Raw genomic sequence first — 17,508 nt, forward strand, 5'->3', positions numbered from 1 at the left:
CCCTGCCCCGATTGTTTTATGTCCGCAAAAACATTCCCTTATTGGCTTCCATTACGCCCCCTTCTGACGATGCGCCAAATCAAGCATTTCTTGTGCATGATGTCTTGTTTTTTCCGTAACTTCCACGCCGCCCAGCATCCGCGCAAGCTCATCAATACGATCTCTCTCCAGCAGCGCCGTAACGGATGTCGAAGTACGCTCCCCAATTACTTGCTTACGGATTTCATAGTGATGGTCGGCCATGCAAGCGACTTGCGGCAGATGCGTTATCGAGAATACTTGGCATTTCGCGGAAAGCTGCGACAGCTTCTCGGCGATCGCTTGCGCCGCGCGTCCGCTAACACCTGTATCGACCTCGTCGAATATGAGAACCGGAACTTGGTCGATCTCGGCGAATATAATCTTCAAGGCAAGCATAATACGGGACATCTCTCCGCCCGAAGCGATCTTGCTAAGCGGCTTAAGCGGTTCGCCCGGATTTGTCGACAGCATGAACATCGCCTCATCCATGCCGCTTGCATGAAGGCGGACATGCCCCTCGCCTTTCGACTCGTCCTTGCAAGGCTCGAGCTTAACACGGAATAAGGCATTCGGCATCTGCAATTGCTTAAGCTCCGTCTCAATCGCTTCCGCCAGCTTCATTGATGCATGCTCGCGCAGCTTCGACAGCTCCTTGGCATTCTCCAGCGCTTGCGCGTACAGCTTCGCTTCCTGCACTCTCAAATTCTCGATAAGCTCATCCCTGTTCTCGATCTTATCGCGCTCGGCAGCCGTCTTCTCAAGATAAGCCAATATGTCAGGGATGCTCTCCCCATATTTCCGTTTCAATCCGTTAATTAAATCTAAGCGATCTTCAATCTGCGACAGCTGGTCCGGATCGGATTCAATGCCGTCTCTGTAGTCCCTTAGCTGGAATGCAGCATCCTCGGCCTGGTAGAAAGCCGATTGCAGCTGTTCAAGCAACGGGCTTAGCTTCGCTGCGTCATACGTTTGAATATCGATCAGCTTCGCTACTGCCTTGCTGACCGCATCTAGCCCTTTGCCTCCATATAAGAGCGCATAAGCATCGGATACAGCGTCCATCCTCTTGCCTGCGTACATTAGCTTTCTCCGTTGCTCGGACAGCAGCTCATCCTCGCCGGGCTTCAATTGTGCGTTCGTAATCTCCTCGATTTGGAATCGATACAGATCAAGCATCTGAACATTATGGCGTGCAGAGCTCTCGATATCCTTTAATGCATGTCTTGCCTGCTGCAGCTGGCTATACACCTCGCGGTACTGCTGTTTACGTTCGATTAACAAATCGCCAGCGAACATATCGAGCCACTCCAGATGCTGTTCCGTTCTCAAAAGCGATTGATGCTCGTGCTGGCCATGAATGTTGACGAGACACTCTCCAATTTCGCGCAGCATGGTCATGGTCACCAGTTGTCCGTTAACCCTGCTGCTGCTCTTCCCCTGGGAAGAGAGTTCTCGCCTTACGACAAGCATTTCCTCTGACGATGCATTCACGCCCTGCTTCTCCAATACGCGCCAAACCGGATGATTCGATGGCAGGTCGAACATGGCCTCCATCTCGGCTTTATCGCTGCCGTACCGAACCATGTCTGCGGAGCCCCGTCCGCCGACGACAAGACTGAGTGCATCGATTAGAATCGACTTGCCTGCCCCCGTCTCGCCTGTCAACACATGAAATCCATGATGAAACGTAACGTGTACCTCTTCAATAACCGCTAAATTCCGAATAGACAACTCGCGCAGCATGGCCGGTTCCTCCCTAGTTCAATAAGGCGAGAAGCTGTTCTACAAGCTCCCCGCTCTGTGTCTTCGTCCGACATATAATTAAGATCGTATCATCTCCGCATATCGTTCCCATAACCTCCGGCCATTCCATGTTGTCCAGAAGCGCGCCGATTGCATTAGCCGTTCCAGGCAAGCACTTCATTACAACGAGATTGTCCGTGAAATCGATATGTACGAAATGATCAAGCAACGCTCTCTTGAGCTTATGGACCGGATTCTGACGCTGCAGCTCTTGAGGCAATGAATATTTATACTTTCCTTCGCCTGCGGGCACTTTAATCAGCATAAGCTCCTTCATATCTCGGGATACCGTTGCTTGCGTTACATGCAGGCCCGATTGGCGCAATGCCTCAACGAGCTCATCCTGCGTCTCGATGACTTGATTCGAAATGAGATCCTTGATCTTGAATTGGCGAATTCCCTTCATAAAAAACCTCCGTAACCCATTATGCTAAATATGAAAATGAATCTTGCGTATTATTCTTTCCTTCGCGTCAACGAACAAAACCCCTGAGCACTGCGGCAGCAAGAGCGCATATACGAGCAACCGGTCACGAACGCCGCTGCCAGTCCAATCCATTGGCATCCGGTCTCGCGCGGACTTCACAATATACGTCTTGTTGTCCATCTCCGCAATATAATCAATATATAACCGGCTTCCAAGCTCCTGTCCGTCCAATTCGACGGCTATAGGGATCAAATGCTTGCCAGACACAACCTCATACCCGAACCGCTCGAGCAACAAAATATTCTCGTCGTTAGGAGACAGCGTACCGCCCTTGCCGAGCTTGAGTCTGCTTACGCTTGACGGGGCATGAAGCCACCTATAGAAAGACCGGAACAACCAGATAAGCAGCAAGCTGCCTGCTAACAGCATGATGAACCAATCACCGTATTGCGTCATTAGCAGCCCTCCAATGCATGAATACCGACCATTACCTAATTGGTTCGATATAAGAGGGGCATATTCCTGTTTGCGAATTAAATCCGTTCGATAAAAGCGAACGTTTGTTTGGTAATTTCAGTTTATCAAATTAAACAACCGATTGTAAAGAAAAAAAGATGCCCGAGCAGACTGCTCTGCTTGGCATCCTTCTTGGCTGCACTATTTTTTGCCGCTGGAAAACGTCGAATTCGCCTGTGTTACGAGCCCGTCAACGTCAACATCGACAGGTATAGCAGCCCCGGCCACGCCGCTCCATTGCCAGTAGGCAAGAAACTCAATGTTCCCTTCGCCGCCCGTAATCGGAGAGAACGTAAGGTTCTGCAGCGAATAGCCGAGTTCTGCCGCCATGGCAAGCACATTATGGATGACTTCCTTATGAACGCTCGGCTCGCGAACGACACCGGATTTGCCAACTCTCTCCCTACCAGCTTCGAACTGCGGCTTAATTAAAGCGACAATGCCTGCTCCGGGAGATAGAAGCGTTGCAAGCGTCGGCAAAATAAGCTTAAGCGAAATAAAGGACACGTCGATGGAAGCGAAGGATGGCTCCGGACCAACTAAATCCCCAGGCTGCATATAACGGAAGTTCGTTCTTTCCATAACGTTGACTCGCTCGTCTTGTCTAAGCGACCAGTCCAATTGATTGTAACCGACATCAATCGCGTATACATAGGAAACGCCATTCTGAAGCGCGCAATCCGTGAATCCCCCGGTTGACGCGCCAATGTCGATCATAACGCAACCATTCAGCTCGATCCCGAACGTCTTGATCGCCTTCTCAAGCTTCAATCCGCCGCGACTGACATAAGGGTGTATAGCACCCTTTACTTTAATGTCCGCATCGCGTGCAACCTTCATTCCGCTCTTGTCGATCGGCTCTTCATTGACGAGCACAAGACCGGCCATCAGCGCCGCTTTCGCTTTCTCCCTGCTTTCAAAAAAACCGCGTTCCACGAGCAGGACGTCTATTCGTTCTTTTGCTATTGTTGTCATCGTTCTCCTTATTGCTTTCCTGTTACGCGCTTGATGCGACGCGGCATCATCTCTTTGAACTCCGTAGCAACGCGCTCGGCCGTAAGGCCGACTTCCAGGCGCTGCTCCATTATCGAGCCATGCTCGATAAAACGGTCAGGAACGCCGATAATCCGAATCGGCAAACCGTATTTGCCATTCAAGGAGTAGAACTCCAGAATGGAGCTTCCAAGACCGCCCATCTCCGAGCCTTCTTCGAGAACAATCATTTGCTTGCCTTCTGCGGCAAGCGACAGAAGCATCTGCTCATCGAGAGGCTTGATAAAGCGGGCGTTCACAACCTGTATGTTGAGCCCTTCGCGCTTCAACAATTCCGATGCTTCTTCAGCCACTGGAATCATTGGCCCCAGTGCAACTATGACGCCGGAATCGCCTTCTCTTACCGTTTCCCACTGCCCGATTTCAAGGGGTTGCGGATTAGGGTCGAGCGGAACGCCAACGCCGTTAATACGAGGATAGCGCACGGCAATTGGACCATCATTGTAACCGACCGCCGTTACAAGCATGCGCCTAAGCTCATTCTCGTCCTTCGGCATCATCATAACCAAGTTTGGCACATGCCTTAGAAAGGCAATATCGTATACGCCATGATGCGTTTCACCGTCCGGACCAACGAAACCGGCACGGTCGATCGCAAATATAACGTTTAAGTTCTGACGGCATATGTCATGGACCACCTGATCGTAGGCGCGCTGCAGGAATGTTGAATACACCGCATAAACGGGTTTAAGGCCTTCCATCGCTAACGCAGCACACATCGTGGCAGCGTGTTGCTCGGCGATGCCGACGTCGATCATCCGAGTCGGGAATTTATCTGCGAATCGCAGCAATCCCGAGCCGCCCGGCATAGCAGGCGTTACGGCAACAATTCGCTCATCCTTCTCGGCAAGCTCGATAATCATATCGCTGAATACATCCGTATAGACGGGCGGCCCAACCGCCTTCACCACTTGACCCGATTCGATCTTATAAGGGGTAATGCCATGCCACTTGAAGGAATCGGCTTCCGCCGGGGAATAACCTTTCCCCTTCACCGTAAGGACATGGACAAGAACAGGACCTTGGATATTGTCCGCCTGGCGCAGTATATCGAGCATCTGATCCATATCATGCCCATCGACCGGACCCAGATACGTTAATCCGAATTGCTCGAATAAAATACCGCTGACAAGCAAATATTTCAAGCTGTCCTTGAACCGTTCCGCCGTCTTCGCAAGCTTCCCGCCGATTGCGGGAATTTTGTTAAGCAACTGCTGAAGCTCGTCTTTCGCCTTCTGGTAATGCCGATCCGTACGGATCTTGCCCAAGTAGTGATGAAGCGCTCCGACGTTGGGTGCAATCGACATTTCGTTATCGTTCAAGATAACGATCATCTTCTTCTTTTCATGTCCGATATGGTTGAGCGCTTCGAGCGCCATGCCGCCAGTCAACGCGCCATCGCCAATAACGGCAACGACACGGTTGTCTTCGCCCTTCAGATCGCGGGCAAGCGCCATTCCCATCGCTGCCGACAATGAAGTACTGCTATGTCCGGCTTCCCATACGTCATGCTCGCTCTCCGCGCGCTTAATGAATCCGCATAAGCCCTTGTACTTGCGCAGCGTATCGAATTGATCTTTCCGTCCGGTCAATATTTTGTGAACGTAGGATTGATGTCCGACATCATAAATAAACTTATCTTCTGGACTATTGAATAAATAATGCATGGCAAGGGTCAGTTCAACGACTCCCAGATTGGGAGCGAGATGACCACCCGTAACGGATAGCTTCTCAATAAGAAATTGCCTTATATCGCCCGCCAGCTCATTAAGCTGCGACACTGACAAAGCTTTCAAATCTTGAGGTCCGTTAATATGGTCAAGCAGCACGTTACTTTCCTCGCTTTCGCGGACAGCCGCTGTCGCTGTCCCATGAACGTCTACATCTGAATACTAGCAAGCTCGAATGGGAGCCCCGTTCGATGCGTATAATGTACAGTTTAACATACAGTAAACGTATTTCCCAATACTAACACAACCGATGCATGTATTAGTGATCACGCTGAACAAGATAATCGGCGATTTCGAGCAGCCGCTCGGGCGAAGCAAGCTCCGCGTCAAGAATGGCCGACTTGGCCGCTTGCGTAAGCCGCTCGACTTGCGCTTTGCTCTCTTCCAGACCGATAAGGAACGGATAGGTGACCTTGTTCTGCTCGACATCGCTGTTTGTTTTCTTGCCAAGCTTCCTCTCGTCGCCAATAAGATCGAGAATGTCGTCCTGGATTTGGAACGCAAGACCGATATTCCGGCCGTACGCGGATAGAAGCTCAAGTTGCCTCGGCGTTGCACCGCCGATACGCCCGCCAGCCGTCACGCAAAATACGATCAAATCACTCGTCTTATGAAGATGAATGTACTCCAGCTCGCCAATAGACGTAATCCCCTGCTCACCTAGCATATCGGCCACTTGGCCGCCAACCATGCCCGGAGCTCCGGCAAGTCTAGACATATCTCCAACGATTGCAAGTGCTGTATCCGCCGATAACCCGCCTATACTCGCAGCTTGCGTAACAAGATAGAATGCATGAGTCAGAAGCGCGTCTCCGGCAAGGATAGCCATCGCTTCGCCGAAAACTTTGTGGTTAGTCGGCTTGCCGCGGCGGAAATCATCATTGTCCATCGCTGGCAGATCATCATGAATGAGCGAATACGTATGGATGAATTCAATCGCGCTTGCAACGTGCATCGTCTGATCCCGATGCGTCTTCCCGCCGCCTGCCGCTTCCGCCGCAGCTAATACGAGCGCTGGACGCAGGCGCTTGCCGCCTGCTTCCAATGAATACTGCATCGCATCGCGCAGCTTCTGCGGTACATCCCACTCCGCGGGAAGCGAATTCGCCAGCGCTGCTTCCATCGCTTCGGCGCATTGTGCCAAATAGGCTTTAATTCCGTCTCTCTGACTCAAGCTTATTCTCCTTTATCGTCGTTTGAGGGCGCAAACGGTTTTTTCTGAAAGCCCTGCTCCGTCTCCATAAGCAGCTCAATCTTGCTTTCGACCTGCTCCAGCTTGCCTCCGCACAGCTGCGACAGCTTCATCCCTTCTTGAAACAGCTCAATAGCTGCTTCCAACGGAACGTCGCCATTCTCAAGCTTTGCTACGATCGATTCCAACCGCTCCATAGCCTGCTCGAAGCTAATTTCCTCGTTTTTCGCCGCTTTCATCGATATGCTCTCCTTCCAATGACCTTACCACGCAGTCCAACTGACCGTCAGCTAGTTTAACTTTAATGAAAGACCCAGTCTCAACTTCGTTTATCGATTTGATTAGCTTCCGTTCGTTCTCGTCATAGACGAGACTATAGCCTCTCGACATCACTTTGAGCGGGCTTAATGCGTCTAATTGCTTCATCATACTATATAGCTGCTTCTTGTTGTCCTTCACGTAAGCCGACATCGATTGCTCCAACTGTTTGGACGTTCCTTGCAGCCGCTTAGCGGCGAATGCGACGCGTTCGCCGGGATGATGAGCGGCAAGCGCGGTCTGCTGCTTCGATAGTCTCGAATATCCGCGATCCGCGATCCGCTTCATCCGAGTCTCAAGCTGCTCGCGCAGGCGGTCCAGCCGTTGCGCTTGATCAAGCATATATTTCTTCGGGTGGACAAAAAAGGGAGAACGCCGCGCTCGCGCCAATCTCTCTCTTCGGTCCTGCACGGCATATCGCATAGCCTGCTCCATGCGTTGGTGCTTTCTATGAAGCTGCTGCTTCAGCTCTGCGATATGAGGCACAGCCAGCTCGGCTGCCGCAGTAGGCGTCGCAGCACGCAAGTCGGCAACGAAATCGGCAATGGTGAAATCCGTTTCATGTCCGACAGCACTAATGACGGGAATTCGCGAAGAAGCAATGCTACGGGCAACGCTCTCTTCATTAAATGCCCACAACTCTTCCAGCGATCCGCCGCCGCGACCAATAATTAATACGTCCGTCTCGCCAAATCGATTCATGGCTTCAATGGCTTGGACGATTGAAGGAGCCGCTTGTTTTCCTTGCACAAGAACGGGATATATGTAGACCGGAATCGAAGGGAACCGACGTTCCAGCGTCGTGATAATATCTCGCACGGCAGCGCCGGTTGGCGATGTAATGACGCCTATAGCACGCGGCATAAGAGGAAGCATCCGCTTACGCGTTTCCGCAAACAATCCTTCCCCTTCCAGCTTCGCTTTAAGCTGCTCGTAGGCAAGATATAGGCTGCCGATGCCGTCCGGCTGCATCGCCGTGACATAGAATTGATAATTGCCGTCCCGTTCATAGACGGATACATTGCCTCTGGCAAGCACTTTCGAGCCTTCGCGCGGCATGAAAGGCAGCCGCTGATTATGGGAAGCGAACATAACGGACTTCAGACGGCTATCGCTATCTTTAAGCGTAAAGTACATATGACCGCTGGAATGATGGGTGAAATTCGAAATTTCGCCTCTCAGCCATACATCGCTTAACAGCGTATCCGAATCCATCTTCATTCGGATATACCGATTCAATTCTTTTATAGACAAAACACGAGGCTGATTCGCCACTACTCTAGTCACTCCCCGATTCCGTTAGCTCGTTTAGCTGACGTAATCGTATTTTTCATGAGCATAGTAATCGTCATCGGACCAACGCCGCCAGGAACCGGTGTTATGTATCCAGCCGTCTCTAGGCAATCGTCATAGTCGACATCGCCTGCAAGCTTGCCGTCCGCCAGACGGTTAATGCCGACGTCAATGACTATCGCGCCCGGCTTAACGAACTTGCTGTCGATTGCTTTCGGTTTGCCGATCGCCACAACCAAAATGTCCGCCTGCTTCGCGAGCTCTTCCATATTCGCCGTCCTCGAATGGCAGATCGTAACGGTTGCATTCTCGCGAAGAAGAAGCATCGCTACCGGCTTGCCAACGATGTTGCTTCGACCAATGACAACTGCATGCTTGCCCGAAATATCGATGCCGCTGCGCTTAATCAGCTCGATCACGCCCGCTGGCGTACACGGAAGCAAGCTGTCGTCACCGATTACGAGATTGCCTACGCTTTCCGGATGGAAACCGTCAACGTCCTTATCGACGCTGATCGCGTCAATGACCGCTTTCTCGTTAATATGCTTTGGCAGCGGAAGCTGCACAAGAATGCCGTTGATCGATTGCTGATTATTCAGCTTATCGACCAATGAGAGCAGATCGGCTTCGCTCGTATCAGCCGGAAGGCGATGCACTTCGGAATAAAAGCCAAGCTGCTGACAAGCTTTCTCCTTCGAGCCAACATATACTTTAGAAGCCGGATCTTCTCCGACAAGAACGACCGCTAACCCAGGAACGATACCTTTCGCCTTAAGGGCAGCCGCTTCCACTACCATTTCCGAACGGATAAGATCCGATATTTTTTTGCCTTCAATAATATGTGCGCTCATTGCAATCGTCCCCTTCATGATTCGTTAGAAACTTCGTTTACCTTTTGTTTGGTTATTAAGACTTGAGCTCGTCCAACTCGGAAAGAAGCTTGCCGAGTACGCCATTGACGAATTTCCCCGACTCTTCCGTTCCGAAATGCTTCGCAAGCTCGATCGCTTCGTTGATTGCCGCTTTAGGCGGCACATCATCGCGGAATACCATTTCGTAGCAAGCGAGACGCAGGATTTGGCGATCGACGCGCGAAAGCCTGTCTACTTGCCATCCCGTCAAAAATTGCTGCAGCATGCCATCGATTGCTTGCTTCCGCTCAACAACGCCAAAAACAAGCTCGCGGACGAATTCATCCGTGCTTCCCACTTCGGAAGGATTAGCGCCGATCTCGTTTTCTTGACGAAGCTCGTCCATCAGCATGTCAACGGCCTCAGAGGCCGTAACTTCATTCATTTCCAGTTGGTAAAGGCTGGATACCGCCAATTCTCTTGCTAATCTTCGTTTCATGTGACCTCCGCGGCAGCTTAAATGCCGATTATATTTCTACTCGTCTATCTATAATTCAAGCCCAAACGGCTGTCGCCGTCCTCAGGCGGCAAAAGCTAACGTTTCGTTGTGAAATTCAGGCGTCAGTATAAGAGTGAAACTTATACTCCCTAAATTTGAAAAAAACCTATGGTCTCCTCCCTGCCCGTAAACGAGCATTGGTCCGGTTTGCGGAGTAAGGAGGAGACCACAGGATCATCTGTACGGCCGGAATCTGTCGCGTAGCGAGTCCCACAGCTTTTGCCAGGGCAATAAAGGTCCGTCGCTTGATTCTTTGTGCTTGCCAATCCAATATCCGATCGCTACGAGAAACCCGACAATGAGCATATCCCAGAAGCCGCTTATTAAATATATAATGCCCAAAAGCAATCCCGCAGCCGCACCGATTATCCTTTTCCAATAGGCTGCCCATAATTCTCTCCATACCACCTGGAAGCCCACCTCTATTCCACGCGACTCTTGAACGTGCCGGATTGAATGACGTTAGCGACGTATACAGCTACATTCATAACCGGGATGCCGGCAATTTCTTCGATATGCTCCTTAACGGAGCGTTGAATATCTTCCGTTAGTGTCGGGATCGAGCTTTCGCCGTCAACGACTGCTCTAAGAACGATATCAAGACCTGCGTCAGTCGCACGAATGCGCGAGCGCAAATCCTTCACGCCGCGATGGCGCGATGCCGCCTTAAGCGATAAATTCTCAATCGTTTCAAGCGAAATGCGAATATCGCCAAACTCCGTACGTTGATCGATCGATGGAGGCAGCGCAGAGCCTCGTTTAACCGATACGACAAAAAATCGCAAGCTTAATACGAATAAAACGATTCCGAGTACCGCCGTCGTAATCTGAAGTGAATCAAGACGGTATAAATCGGATATGAAATCGTTCATTGAATCTCTTGATACGGCGCCGAATCCAACGCACAGCAGGATGACGGATATGAATCCTACAACGATGCTGTATACAAATAGAAACAGCTTGTCCATGACTTTAACCATGCGCACCGACCCCTCCCGCCAGACCGAATGAAAACCCCCTTGCGCGACAGCGGCATGCCCATTCACGAGGGGGTTGTACGGAATTCAATTGGAAAAATTTATTTTACGCGTTGTTGCTGATCTTCTTCTACCGGTTTTTCCGCCTGTTTGAAATGTACATCGTGAATATGTACGTTTACTTCAACGACGTGGAGCCCTGTCATCATCTCGATCGAACGTTTCACATTGCGTTGAATTTCCGAAGCGATCTCCGGAATGCGATTGCCATATTCAACGATAATGGATACATCGACGGCTGCCTCGCGCTGGCCTACTTCAACCTTTACACCTTTGGACAAGTTTTTGCGACCGAGCAATTCGGCGATACCGCCGGCCAATCCACCGCTCATTCCCGCAACGCCTTCAACCTCAATTGTCGCAAGACCTGCAACAACCTCAATAACCTCTGGTGCAATTTGAATCATGCCAATATCCGTCTTCTCATATTCCGCAGCAATAATACTCATGATGGTTGTACACCTCCCTAAAGTTGCGCGTACCCGGTAAAGCCGAGCAATTGACCGCATCTTATTTCTATACTATAACATTCGCTTCGTTTTATGACAAACGATACGACTTGTTCTCAAGCAAGCGGAAAATTTAGGCCTCAGGCGAATTAATGTCATGCTCTTCAAGGAACTTGATGTCAAAATCGCCTTTGATGAATTTTGGATGATTCAGCAGTTTCAGATGGAACGGGATCGTCGTGCGGATGCCGTCAATGGCAAACTCGGATAATGCCCGCTTCATTCTAGCGATTGCTTCGTCGCGCGTCGCTCCCCATACGATCAGCTTCGCGATCATGGAATCATAATGAGGCGATATCGTATAGCCGGGATACACGGCGCTGTCTACACGGACGCCAGCTCCGCCAGGCGGCAGATAGAACGGTATGTTGCCCGGCGAAGGCATGAAGTTCCGCTCGGAATCTTCCGCATTGATGCGGCATTCGATCGACCAGCCGTTAATGCGAAGATCGTCTTGGCCAAAGCTTAGCGGGTTGCCTTCGGCAACTGAAATCATTTCCTTGATTAGATCGACGTTCGTGATCATTTCGGTTACGGGATGCTCTACCTGGATGCGGGTGTTCATCTCCATGAAATAGAAGTTGCCGTCAGGACCGAGCAGAAACTCAAGCGTTCCCGCACCGGAATAATTAACGGCTAGCGCGGCGCGGACAGCGGCTTGACCCATTCTGTCGCGCAATCCTTCCGAGAGAACCGAACAAGGCGCTTCCTCGACCAGTTTCTGACGTCTCCGCTGTACCGAGCAGTCCCGTTCGAACAAATGAACGGCGTTGCCATGCTTATCGGCCATAATCTGAATTTCGACGTGCTTCATGCCGGTCAAATACTTCTCCAGATAGACGCCGGCATTGCCGAACGCCTTCTGCGCTTCTTGCTGCGCAGTCGTGATTTGCTGGATGAGCGATTCCTCGTTCTCCGCAATACGGATGCCTTTGCCGCCGCCGCCGGCAGTCGCTTTGATAATAACCGGATATCCGATCTCGCGAGCAATGATAATCGCTTCATCCATGCTCTCGATCAAGCCGTCCGAGCCGGGAATAATCGGCACATCCGCTGTTTTCATCGTCAGCTTGGCAACCGCTTTATCGCCCATTTTGCTGATCGCTTGCGGGGAAGGCCCGATGAACGTAATGTTGCACGATTCGCAGATTTCGGCGAAGTCGGCGTTTTCGGCCAAAAATCCGTACCCCGGATGGATGGCGTCGCATTCCGTGATCGTAGCCACGCTCATGATGTTCGTTAGGTTCAAGTAGCTGTCCTTCGATGCCGTAGGCCCGATGCAATAGGCTTCGTCGGCCAAGCGCACATGAAGCGAATCGCGATCCGCTTCCGAATACACGGCAACCGTGCTTATTCCGAGCTCTCTGCAAGCCCGGATGATTCGAACGGCGATTTCGCCGCGATTTGCTATTAATATTTTTTGGAATTTCACAAAGGAACCCCTTTCAACAACAGTTTCCCTATAAGGTATTACAATTACTCGGGCTTAACGAGGAATAAAGGCTGTCCGTACTCGACTAGCTGGCCGTTCGTTACGAGAATCTCAACGATCTCGCCCTTCACTTCCGCTTCAAGCTCATTCATCAGCTTCATCGCTTCGATAATGCAGACGATGCTCTTATCCGATACGCGGTCTCCAACCTCTACGAATGCCGCTGCATCCGGCGATGGAGAGCTGTAGAACGTGCCGACCATTGGCGATACGATCTTGTGCAGGTTATCCGCCTGCGGTTTGCTCGGCGCTGCTTCCTGTGCTGGAGCGGTTGCTTGAGCTGCCGCTTGTCCAGCATGCTGCAGTAAGCCTTGCGGCGGCATTTGCGCATATGTATACGTACTTGGAGCCGCTTGCACATTCACCACTTCTGTTTTGCCAGGCTTGCGGATAAGCAGGCGCGCCCCTTCGTTTTCGATTTCCAGCTCATGAACGGAAGTTTGATCGACCAGTTTGATCAACTCTTTAATCTCGCTCAATTTGAACATGAATAGTTTCACTCCTTAATTTTTCGGGTAGCAAGCAGCGATAGTTTCGCCAGCCTATACGGCTCTTCGTTGCCACACGTTCCCAATCTTCATATAACGTTAAACATTATATCATAAACCTCACCGAACACGAATCATTTTTTCTGACAAGCCTCTATCCATGAAGGAAAAGCCCCGATCTCCGTCGGCACGGGGCCGATCGAAGCGCGGGGCTTGCTTTCTTTAAAGCGCTATGCAATTAAGCCTGAGGCTCGTATTGGACCGAGATTTGGTCCGCCTTTAGTTCTAACTTCGCCATGACGAGCTCCATGATCGCAGCTGCTTCGCTGCGTTCCAGCTTCTCGCTCGAGACGACAACGTTGTATTTGTCGTTCTCCTCATCGATGACGACTATTTGATATTGCTTCTCCAGTTCTTCCTCAAGCTCGGAAATCTTCGCGTATTTCTCTTCGACGCTGCTAAGCTGACCCGCTGCCGCTTCGCCTTCATCCGGATTGGTGAGTACGTTGCCCACGGCTGCAAGAGCTTGGTCCGTTTCTTCTTGCTTCTGCTGATCCTGCTTGGCGGCAAGCTCGCTGAAGATTCCGCCGTCGGTGTAACCTTGCTCCTCGACTTGCTCGAGCGCAGCCTTCTCTTCATCCGTCAGCAGCGTGTCGTCCGAAGGCTGTTGTACTTGGTCGATTACGAGGCTGTTGTCGTCTGTCGACGCTTCGGTCGCGTTCTTGCCGCCTTGCTCGGTTTGCGGGTTGTCCGTCACCAAATCCGGCGATTCTACGTCCTGCGTGAATAAGTAATACGCCGACAGTACCACCATCAAGCTAAGCATCGATACGAGCCATACGGTTTGTCTTTTTGTGTTCATGAGAACACCCTCCCCAACGATCAATTTTTTTTAACGCTTGCTTGGTACAACGGATATGCGGTTAACCGGCACGTTCACGCCTTTCTCCACGGCATGAATGATGAGCTTCCTTACCGTTTCGTTTTCCGCTCCTTCAGCAACGATGAGAATGCCGCGAATGCGCGGGTTAATCGTTTTGGTAACGATCGGCTTCTGATCGCCGGATACCTCGTAGAGCACCACTTGCCCGTCTTTGTTAATGGACGTAATGTGCCTTCGTCCGCCGTTCTTATCGTTCTCGTCTTGAATTTGCTGCGACTCTTGCCTGTTGCGTTCAACGACGATTTCTTCGGTTGCATCGACCGTCACAAGCACGTTGACCGTGCCTACTCCGATCATTTTCTCCAAAATATCTTTGAGCCGCATCTCGAGCGGCTGCTCGATCATGCCGAATTTGGAATCGGATGTCGATGTACCGTTGCTCCAAGCCGCTTCTTCTTGAGGCGGCGGCTTCGTATCCGTTTTCTGCAGGTCTACCCTGTTTAACGACAGAAATGAATTCAAGATCATCAGCGCCGCTCCAATCCCGCCGACGATCAGCAATATTCGCAGCGTTTTTACCCGCTTCGGGCCGCTTGGGCCGCCGCCGACCGCCGATTCTATGCCTTCCAGCCATTTGGCCACCGCGCTGTTCCCTCCTCATTCGTTTCTTTGTTCCAGGGTCAAGACCATAACACTAATTTACTTGCTGTCTTACGATAATGTCTTTCGCTGCAATTCCCCAGCCTTCCGCCAGTAAGCTGCGTATCGCTTGTTCGTCTGCAGGAGAAGCAACCGTCCAACCTTCTTCTTCCGCAGTATCCTCAGCGGGTGTCGTGCTGTCATCCTTCTCACCGCTTGCAGCTATATCGCTCTCTATATTGATGTCTATCGCAACCGCCTGCACCTCCTTGACCGAGTTCGAATCCTGTCCATCCGTTTTCACGTCTTCTTCTTTATTTAAAGCTCGTAATGAGATCGTTACTTTGTCCAGTCGCGGCGTACGAACGCCCGATTCCGACACCCAGCTCAGCTCCGCGTCGACTTCCTCTATCGGCGCTTTCAGCCGTTTAGTCAACTCGTTTCGAATCGTATCTTCCAACGTTATTTCCGTTAGTTTGGCCGCCTCTTGCTCGCGTTTCTCGGTCAATCGCTGCGCGTTTTGCTGAATTTCGCTAAGCCCCTGCATGTTTAGGCTTTGTTCGGCTGCCGATTGCGTCCATGAGGAAAGGCCGTCATCCAGCATCGTATTCAGGTCGGTCTGAAGCACCTTCAGGATCGGAGACATTATCGTAAGCAAAATAAACAGTCCGACCACGAGCCGCACGTAACGGAGCATCGCTTTGTTCGGCAGCAGCAATTCTACGAATACGGCAATTAAAATGATCGCTATGATGTCCCTGAGCCAATCGCTAAGCCATGCTACCATGCAGCCTACCCGTCCCTTCCTACCTGACCATGAGCGCGGCGTTGCCGGCAGTCAAGATAATGGTAACCGCCAGGAAAAACATAAGGCTTACGGCGGCAAGCGCCGCGAACACGTAGATCATCGTTTTCCCGATCGTCTGCAGACAGGTAACGATAGGCGAATCGCCAAGCGGCTGCATGATCGCTCCCGAGAGACTGTAGATTAGCGCAAGCGTCAATATTTTGATCGCCGGGAACGAGCTTAGAAATAACAGAATAATAACGCCCGCCAACCCGATTGCGTTCTTCGCCAGCATAGAAGCCGATATGACTGTATCCGCTGCGCCTGAAAACATCGGGCCGACGACGGGCACGAAGTTGCCGGCTACGAACTTGGCCGTTTTCAGCGTGACGCCGTCCGTAACCGCCCCGGTAGCGCCTTGCACGGAGATGACGCCAAGGAAAATGGTGAGCAGCGCTCCGAGCACGCCTACGCTTACGTTGCGAAGCAAGTTCGCAAGCTGCGTTACTTTGAACTTGTCGGTTAAGGCGCTCGTAATATGCAGCACCGCCGAGAAGAACAATAGCGGGAAAACAACCGTGTAGATGAGAGTGCCGACCACATGAATCATGAAAATAACGAGCGGATGGAGCACCGATACCGAAACGATGTTGCCCATCGAAGCAAGCAGGGTCAGCAGCAGCGGCACCATCGCAAGCATGAATTGAATCATGCTCTCGATCGCTTCCCTCGCGTAACCGATCGCCACATGGAAGCTGTTGACGGCGATAATGATCATCACCATGTACGTAATCGAGTAGGCGACTTTGCTAACGGCGTTTCGTTCGAAAGCGTTCTGCAGCGTCTCCAGCACCATGCTGAATACCGTCAACAGCACAATTGTAACAAGCAGCCTGCCGTTATAGATCACTTCATGGAGGAAGTACCGCATGATGCCTTTAATAACCTCCGTCAGTTTAAGGCCCCCGCCGCCCGGCATGATCATCTCCATGAAGCTCGGCACGCGCTGATCGGGAAAATAACCACCGTATTCGCTGCGCAGTTTGTTCCAATAGGTCTCAACCGCGTCCGTATCCAATCCGCCGATCTGTTCGGCGGCCAGTTCGTTCGCCAGCTGCTCGGACTGGCTCGTCCCCGCTGCGGCAGGCTCTTCGGCATTGATATCGTCTTCTCCCGATGCTGTTGGCACGAAAGAGAATAACAGCACTGCCGCCATGATGGCGAGCAGAAGCTTGGCCCGATCCAAGGTGCCGGACATTGTCAGCATTGGCATCAGCTCCCTGCCGGCAGCAGGCCGATGACGGTCTCGACGATGACGCTGATGATCGGTACGGCCATGACGAGTATGAACACTTTGCCGGCGAATTCTATTTTTGAGGCGATGCTTTCCTGGCCTGCATCCCTAACGATCTGCGCACCGAACTCGGCAATATACGCGATTCCGATAATTTTCAATATCGTCTTCAGGTAAATGGACGGTATGCCCGACCGATTGGCCAGATCCTCAAGCACCGTGATGACGATGTCGATCTTGCCGATCAGATACAGGAAGATGAACAGTCCCGTAAATGCCGCAAGCAGGAAGGCGAACATCGGCTTCTGCTCCCGAACGACAAGAATAAGGACGGTCGACATCAGGCCGAGGCCGACGACTTGAATGATTTCCACTGCGTTCACCTACTTGATTGCGTATAGCTGCAGACGTCTACTGGAACAGAAATATCGTCTTAATCTCTTGAAAGAGTTCGTTCAGCAGCCTTACGACCATGAATAAGACGACAACAAACCCGATGACCGTTACCCAATGCGCCATATCTTCCTTTCCCATTTGCTTCAGAACCGAATGGATCATTGCGATTACGATCCCGATGCCGGCAATTTGGAAAATCGCGCTCACATCCATGTTCATC

21 protein-coding genes are annotated in these 17,508 nt (G+C 51.3%); all 21 read right to left on the bottom strand.

Annotation, left to right across the window (positions count from 1 at the left end):
* Positions 1-51 precede the first annotated feature (51 nt).
* The 21 genes from recN to spoIIIAC all read right to left on the bottom strand — a co-directional run bounded on the left by recN (position 52) and on the right by spoIIIAC (position 17,507).
* Positions 52-1,764, bottom strand: a complete 1,713-nt coding sequence (gene recN, locus J2T14_RS02110; protein ID WP_307467281.1) for a DNA repair protein RecN — start codon at positions 1,762-1,764, stop codon at positions 52-54.
* Positions 1,765-1,777: 13 nt separating this feature from the next.
* The gene (ahrC, locus tag J2T14_RS02115; protein WP_307201775.1) at positions 1,778-2,230 is read right to left on the bottom strand and encodes a transcriptional regulator AhrC/ArgR; all 453 of its coding nucleotides are present in this window, start codon (positions 2,228-2,230) and stop codon (positions 1,778-1,780) included.
* A 24-nt stretch (positions 2,231-2,254) separates the two neighbouring features.
* Positions 2,255-2,707 (bottom strand): hypothetical protein, encoded by a 453-nt coding sequence (locus tag J2T14_RS02120; protein ID WP_307467285.1) that lies wholly within the window; start codon positions 2,705-2,707, stop codon positions 2,255-2,257.
* A 201-nt stretch (positions 2,708-2,908) separates the two neighbouring features.
* Positions 2,909-3,742, bottom strand: a complete 834-nt coding sequence (locus tag J2T14_RS02125) for a TlyA family RNA methyltransferase (RefSeq protein ID WP_307467288.1) — start codon at positions 3,740-3,742, stop codon at positions 2,909-2,911.
* Positions 3,743-3,750: 8 nt separating this feature from the next.
* Positions 3,751-5,649, bottom strand: a complete 1,899-nt coding sequence (gene dxs, locus J2T14_RS02130; RefSeq protein ID WP_307467291.1) for a 1-deoxy-D-xylulose-5-phosphate synthase — start codon at positions 5,647-5,649, stop codon at positions 3,751-3,753.
* Between the two features lie 160 nt (positions 5,650-5,809).
* Positions 5,810-6,724 (bottom strand): polyprenyl synthetase family protein, encoded by a 915-nt coding sequence (locus J2T14_RS02135; protein WP_373458091.1) that lies wholly within the window; start codon positions 6,722-6,724, stop codon positions 5,810-5,812.
* Between the two features lie 2 nt (positions 6,725-6,726).
* Complete coding sequence (xseB, locus tag J2T14_RS02140) at positions 6,727-6,981, bottom strand: exodeoxyribonuclease VII small subunit (RefSeq protein ID WP_307201781.1); 255 nt, start codon at positions 6,979-6,981, stop codon at positions 6,727-6,729.
* Positions 6,953-8,335 carry an exodeoxyribonuclease VII large subunit gene (xseA, locus tag J2T14_RS02145; RefSeq protein ID WP_307467292.1) on the bottom strand — a complete coding sequence of 461 codons (1,383 nt, stop codon included), beginning with the start codon at positions 8,333-8,335 and terminating at the stop codon, positions 6,953-6,955. The genes xseB and xseA overlap by 29 nt, the downstream gene beginning before the upstream one ends.
* Positions 8,336-8,343: 8 nt before the next feature.
* Positions 8,344-9,204: a bifunctional methylenetetrahydrofolate dehydrogenase/methenyltetrahydrofolate cyclohydrolase FolD gene (gene folD, locus J2T14_RS02150; protein ID WP_307201783.1), complete on the bottom strand. Its 861-nt coding sequence runs from the start codon at positions 9,202-9,204 to the stop codon at positions 8,344-8,346.
* Positions 9,205-9,259: 55 nt separating this feature from the next.
* Complete coding sequence (gene nusB, locus J2T14_RS02155; RefSeq protein ID WP_307201784.1) at positions 9,260-9,703, bottom strand: transcription antitermination factor NusB; 444 nt, start codon at positions 9,701-9,703, stop codon at positions 9,260-9,262.
* A 234-nt stretch (positions 9,704-9,937) separates the two neighbouring features.
* Positions 9,938-10,171 (bottom strand): DUF2273 domain-containing protein, encoded by a 234-nt coding sequence (locus tag J2T14_RS02160; protein WP_307201785.1) that lies wholly within the window; start codon positions 10,169-10,171, stop codon positions 9,938-9,940.
* 14 nt (positions 10,172-10,185) lie between these two features.
* Positions 10,186-10,743, bottom strand: a complete 558-nt coding sequence (gene amaP / locus J2T14_RS02165) for an alkaline shock response membrane anchor protein AmaP (protein ID WP_307467295.1) — start codon at positions 10,741-10,743, stop codon at positions 10,186-10,188.
* Positions 10,744-10,841: 98 nt separating this feature from the next.
* The gene (locus tag J2T14_RS02170; RefSeq protein WP_307201787.1) at positions 10,842-11,249 is read right to left on the bottom strand and encodes an Asp23/Gls24 family envelope stress response protein; all 408 of its coding nucleotides are present in this window, start codon (positions 11,247-11,249) and stop codon (positions 10,842-10,844) included.
* Positions 11,250-11,382: 133 nt separating this feature from the next.
* Positions 11,383-12,741, bottom strand: a complete 1,359-nt coding sequence (accC, locus tag J2T14_RS02175) for an acetyl-CoA carboxylase biotin carboxylase subunit (RefSeq protein ID WP_307201788.1) — start codon at positions 12,739-12,741, stop codon at positions 11,383-11,385.
* 44 nt (positions 12,742-12,785) lie between these two features.
* Positions 12,786-13,289, bottom strand: coding sequence for an acetyl-CoA carboxylase biotin carboxyl carrier protein (gene accB / locus J2T14_RS02180; RefSeq protein ID WP_307467296.1), 504 nt, complete (start codon positions 13,287-13,289; stop codon positions 12,786-12,788).
* A 238-nt stretch (positions 13,290-13,527) separates the two neighbouring features.
* Entirely contained in the window at positions 13,528-14,151 is a 624-nt protein-coding gene (locus J2T14_RS02185; protein WP_307467300.1) for a SpoIIIAH-like family protein, read from the bottom strand.
* A gap of 30 nt (positions 14,152-14,181) precedes the next feature.
* The gene (gene spoIIIAG, locus J2T14_RS02190; protein ID WP_307467302.1) at positions 14,182-14,814 is read right to left on the bottom strand and encodes a stage III sporulation protein AG; all 633 of its coding nucleotides are present in this window, start codon (positions 14,812-14,814) and stop codon (positions 14,182-14,184) included.
* A 52-nt stretch (positions 14,815-14,866) separates the two neighbouring features.
* Positions 14,867-15,598: a stage III sporulation protein AF gene (spoIIIAF, locus tag J2T14_RS02195; RefSeq protein ID WP_307467303.1), complete on the bottom strand. Its 732-nt coding sequence runs from the start codon at positions 15,596-15,598 to the stop codon at positions 14,867-14,869.
* Positions 15,599-15,617: 19 nt separating this feature from the next.
* The gene (gene spoIIIAE / locus J2T14_RS02200) at positions 15,618-16,856 is read right to left on the bottom strand and encodes a stage III sporulation protein AE (protein ID WP_307468572.1); all 1,239 of its coding nucleotides are present in this window, start codon (positions 16,854-16,856) and stop codon (positions 15,618-15,620) included.
* A gap of 14 nt (positions 16,857-16,870) precedes the next feature.
* Positions 16,871-17,266, bottom strand: a complete 396-nt coding sequence (gene spoIIIAD / locus J2T14_RS02205) for a stage III sporulation protein AD (RefSeq protein WP_307467306.1) — start codon at positions 17,264-17,266, stop codon at positions 16,871-16,873.
* A 37-nt stretch (positions 17,267-17,303) separates the two neighbouring features.
* Positions 17,304-17,507: a stage III sporulation protein AC gene (gene spoIIIAC, locus J2T14_RS02210; protein ID WP_053376756.1), complete on the bottom strand. Its 204-nt coding sequence runs from the start codon at positions 17,505-17,507 to the stop codon at positions 17,304-17,306.
* Between the last annotated feature and the right edge of the window lies 1 nt (position 17,508).

This window comes from Paenibacillus harenae (assembly GCF_030812415.1).
GTDB classification, from domain to species: domain Bacteria; phylum Bacillota; class Bacilli; order Paenibacillales; family Paenibacillaceae; genus Pristimantibacillus; species Pristimantibacillus harenae_A.

Coding starts and splice junctions, on each gene's coding strand:
- recN (WP_307467281.1), bottom strand. CDS start 1,764: ATGCTGCGCGAGTTGTCTATTCGGAATTTAGCGGTTATTGAAGAGGTA.
- ahrC (WP_307201775.1), bottom strand. CDS start 2,230: ATGAAGGGAATTCGCCAATTCAAGATCAAGGATCTCATTTCGAATCAA.
- J2T14_RS02120 (WP_307467285.1), bottom strand. CDS start 2,707: ATGACGCAATACGGTGATTGGTTCATCATGCTGTTAGCAGGCAGCTTG.
- J2T14_RS02125 (WP_307467288.1), bottom strand. CDS start 3,742: ATGACAACAATAGCAAAAGAACGAATAGACGTCCTGCTCGTGGAACGC.
- xseB (WP_307201781.1), bottom strand. CDS start 6,981: ATGAAAGCGGCGAAAAACGAGGAAATTAGCTTCGAGCAGGCTATGGAG.
- folD (WP_307201783.1), bottom strand. CDS start 9,204: ATGAGCGCACATATTATTGAAGGCAAAAAAATATCGGATCTTATCCGT.
- nusB (WP_307201784.1), bottom strand. CDS start 9,703: ATGAAACGAAGATTAGCAAGAGAATTGGCGGTATCCAGCCTTTACCAA.
- amaP (WP_307467295.1), bottom strand. CDS start 10,743: ATGGTTAAAGTCATGGACAAGCTGTTTCTATTTGTATACAGCATCGTT.
- J2T14_RS02170 (WP_307201787.1), bottom strand. CDS start 11,249: ATGAGTATTATTGCTGCGGAATATGAGAAGACGGATATTGGCATGATT.
- accB (WP_307467296.1), bottom strand. CDS start 13,289: ATGTTCAAATTGAGCGAGATTAAAGAGTTGATCAAACTGGTCGATCAA.
- J2T14_RS02185 (WP_307467300.1), bottom strand. CDS start 14,151: ATGAACACAAAAAGACAAACCGTATGGCTCGTATCGATGCTTAGCTTG.
- spoIIIAF (WP_307467303.1), bottom strand. CDS start 15,598: ATGGTAGCATGGCTTAGCGATTGGCTCAGGGACATCATAGCGATCATT.
- spoIIIAE (WP_307468572.1), bottom strand. CDS start 16,856: ATGTCCGGCACCTTGGATCGGGCCAAGCTTCTGCTCGCCATCATGGCG.
- spoIIIAC (WP_053376756.1), bottom strand. CDS start 17,507: ATGAACATGGATGTGAGCGCGATTTTCCAAATTGCCGGCATCGGGATC.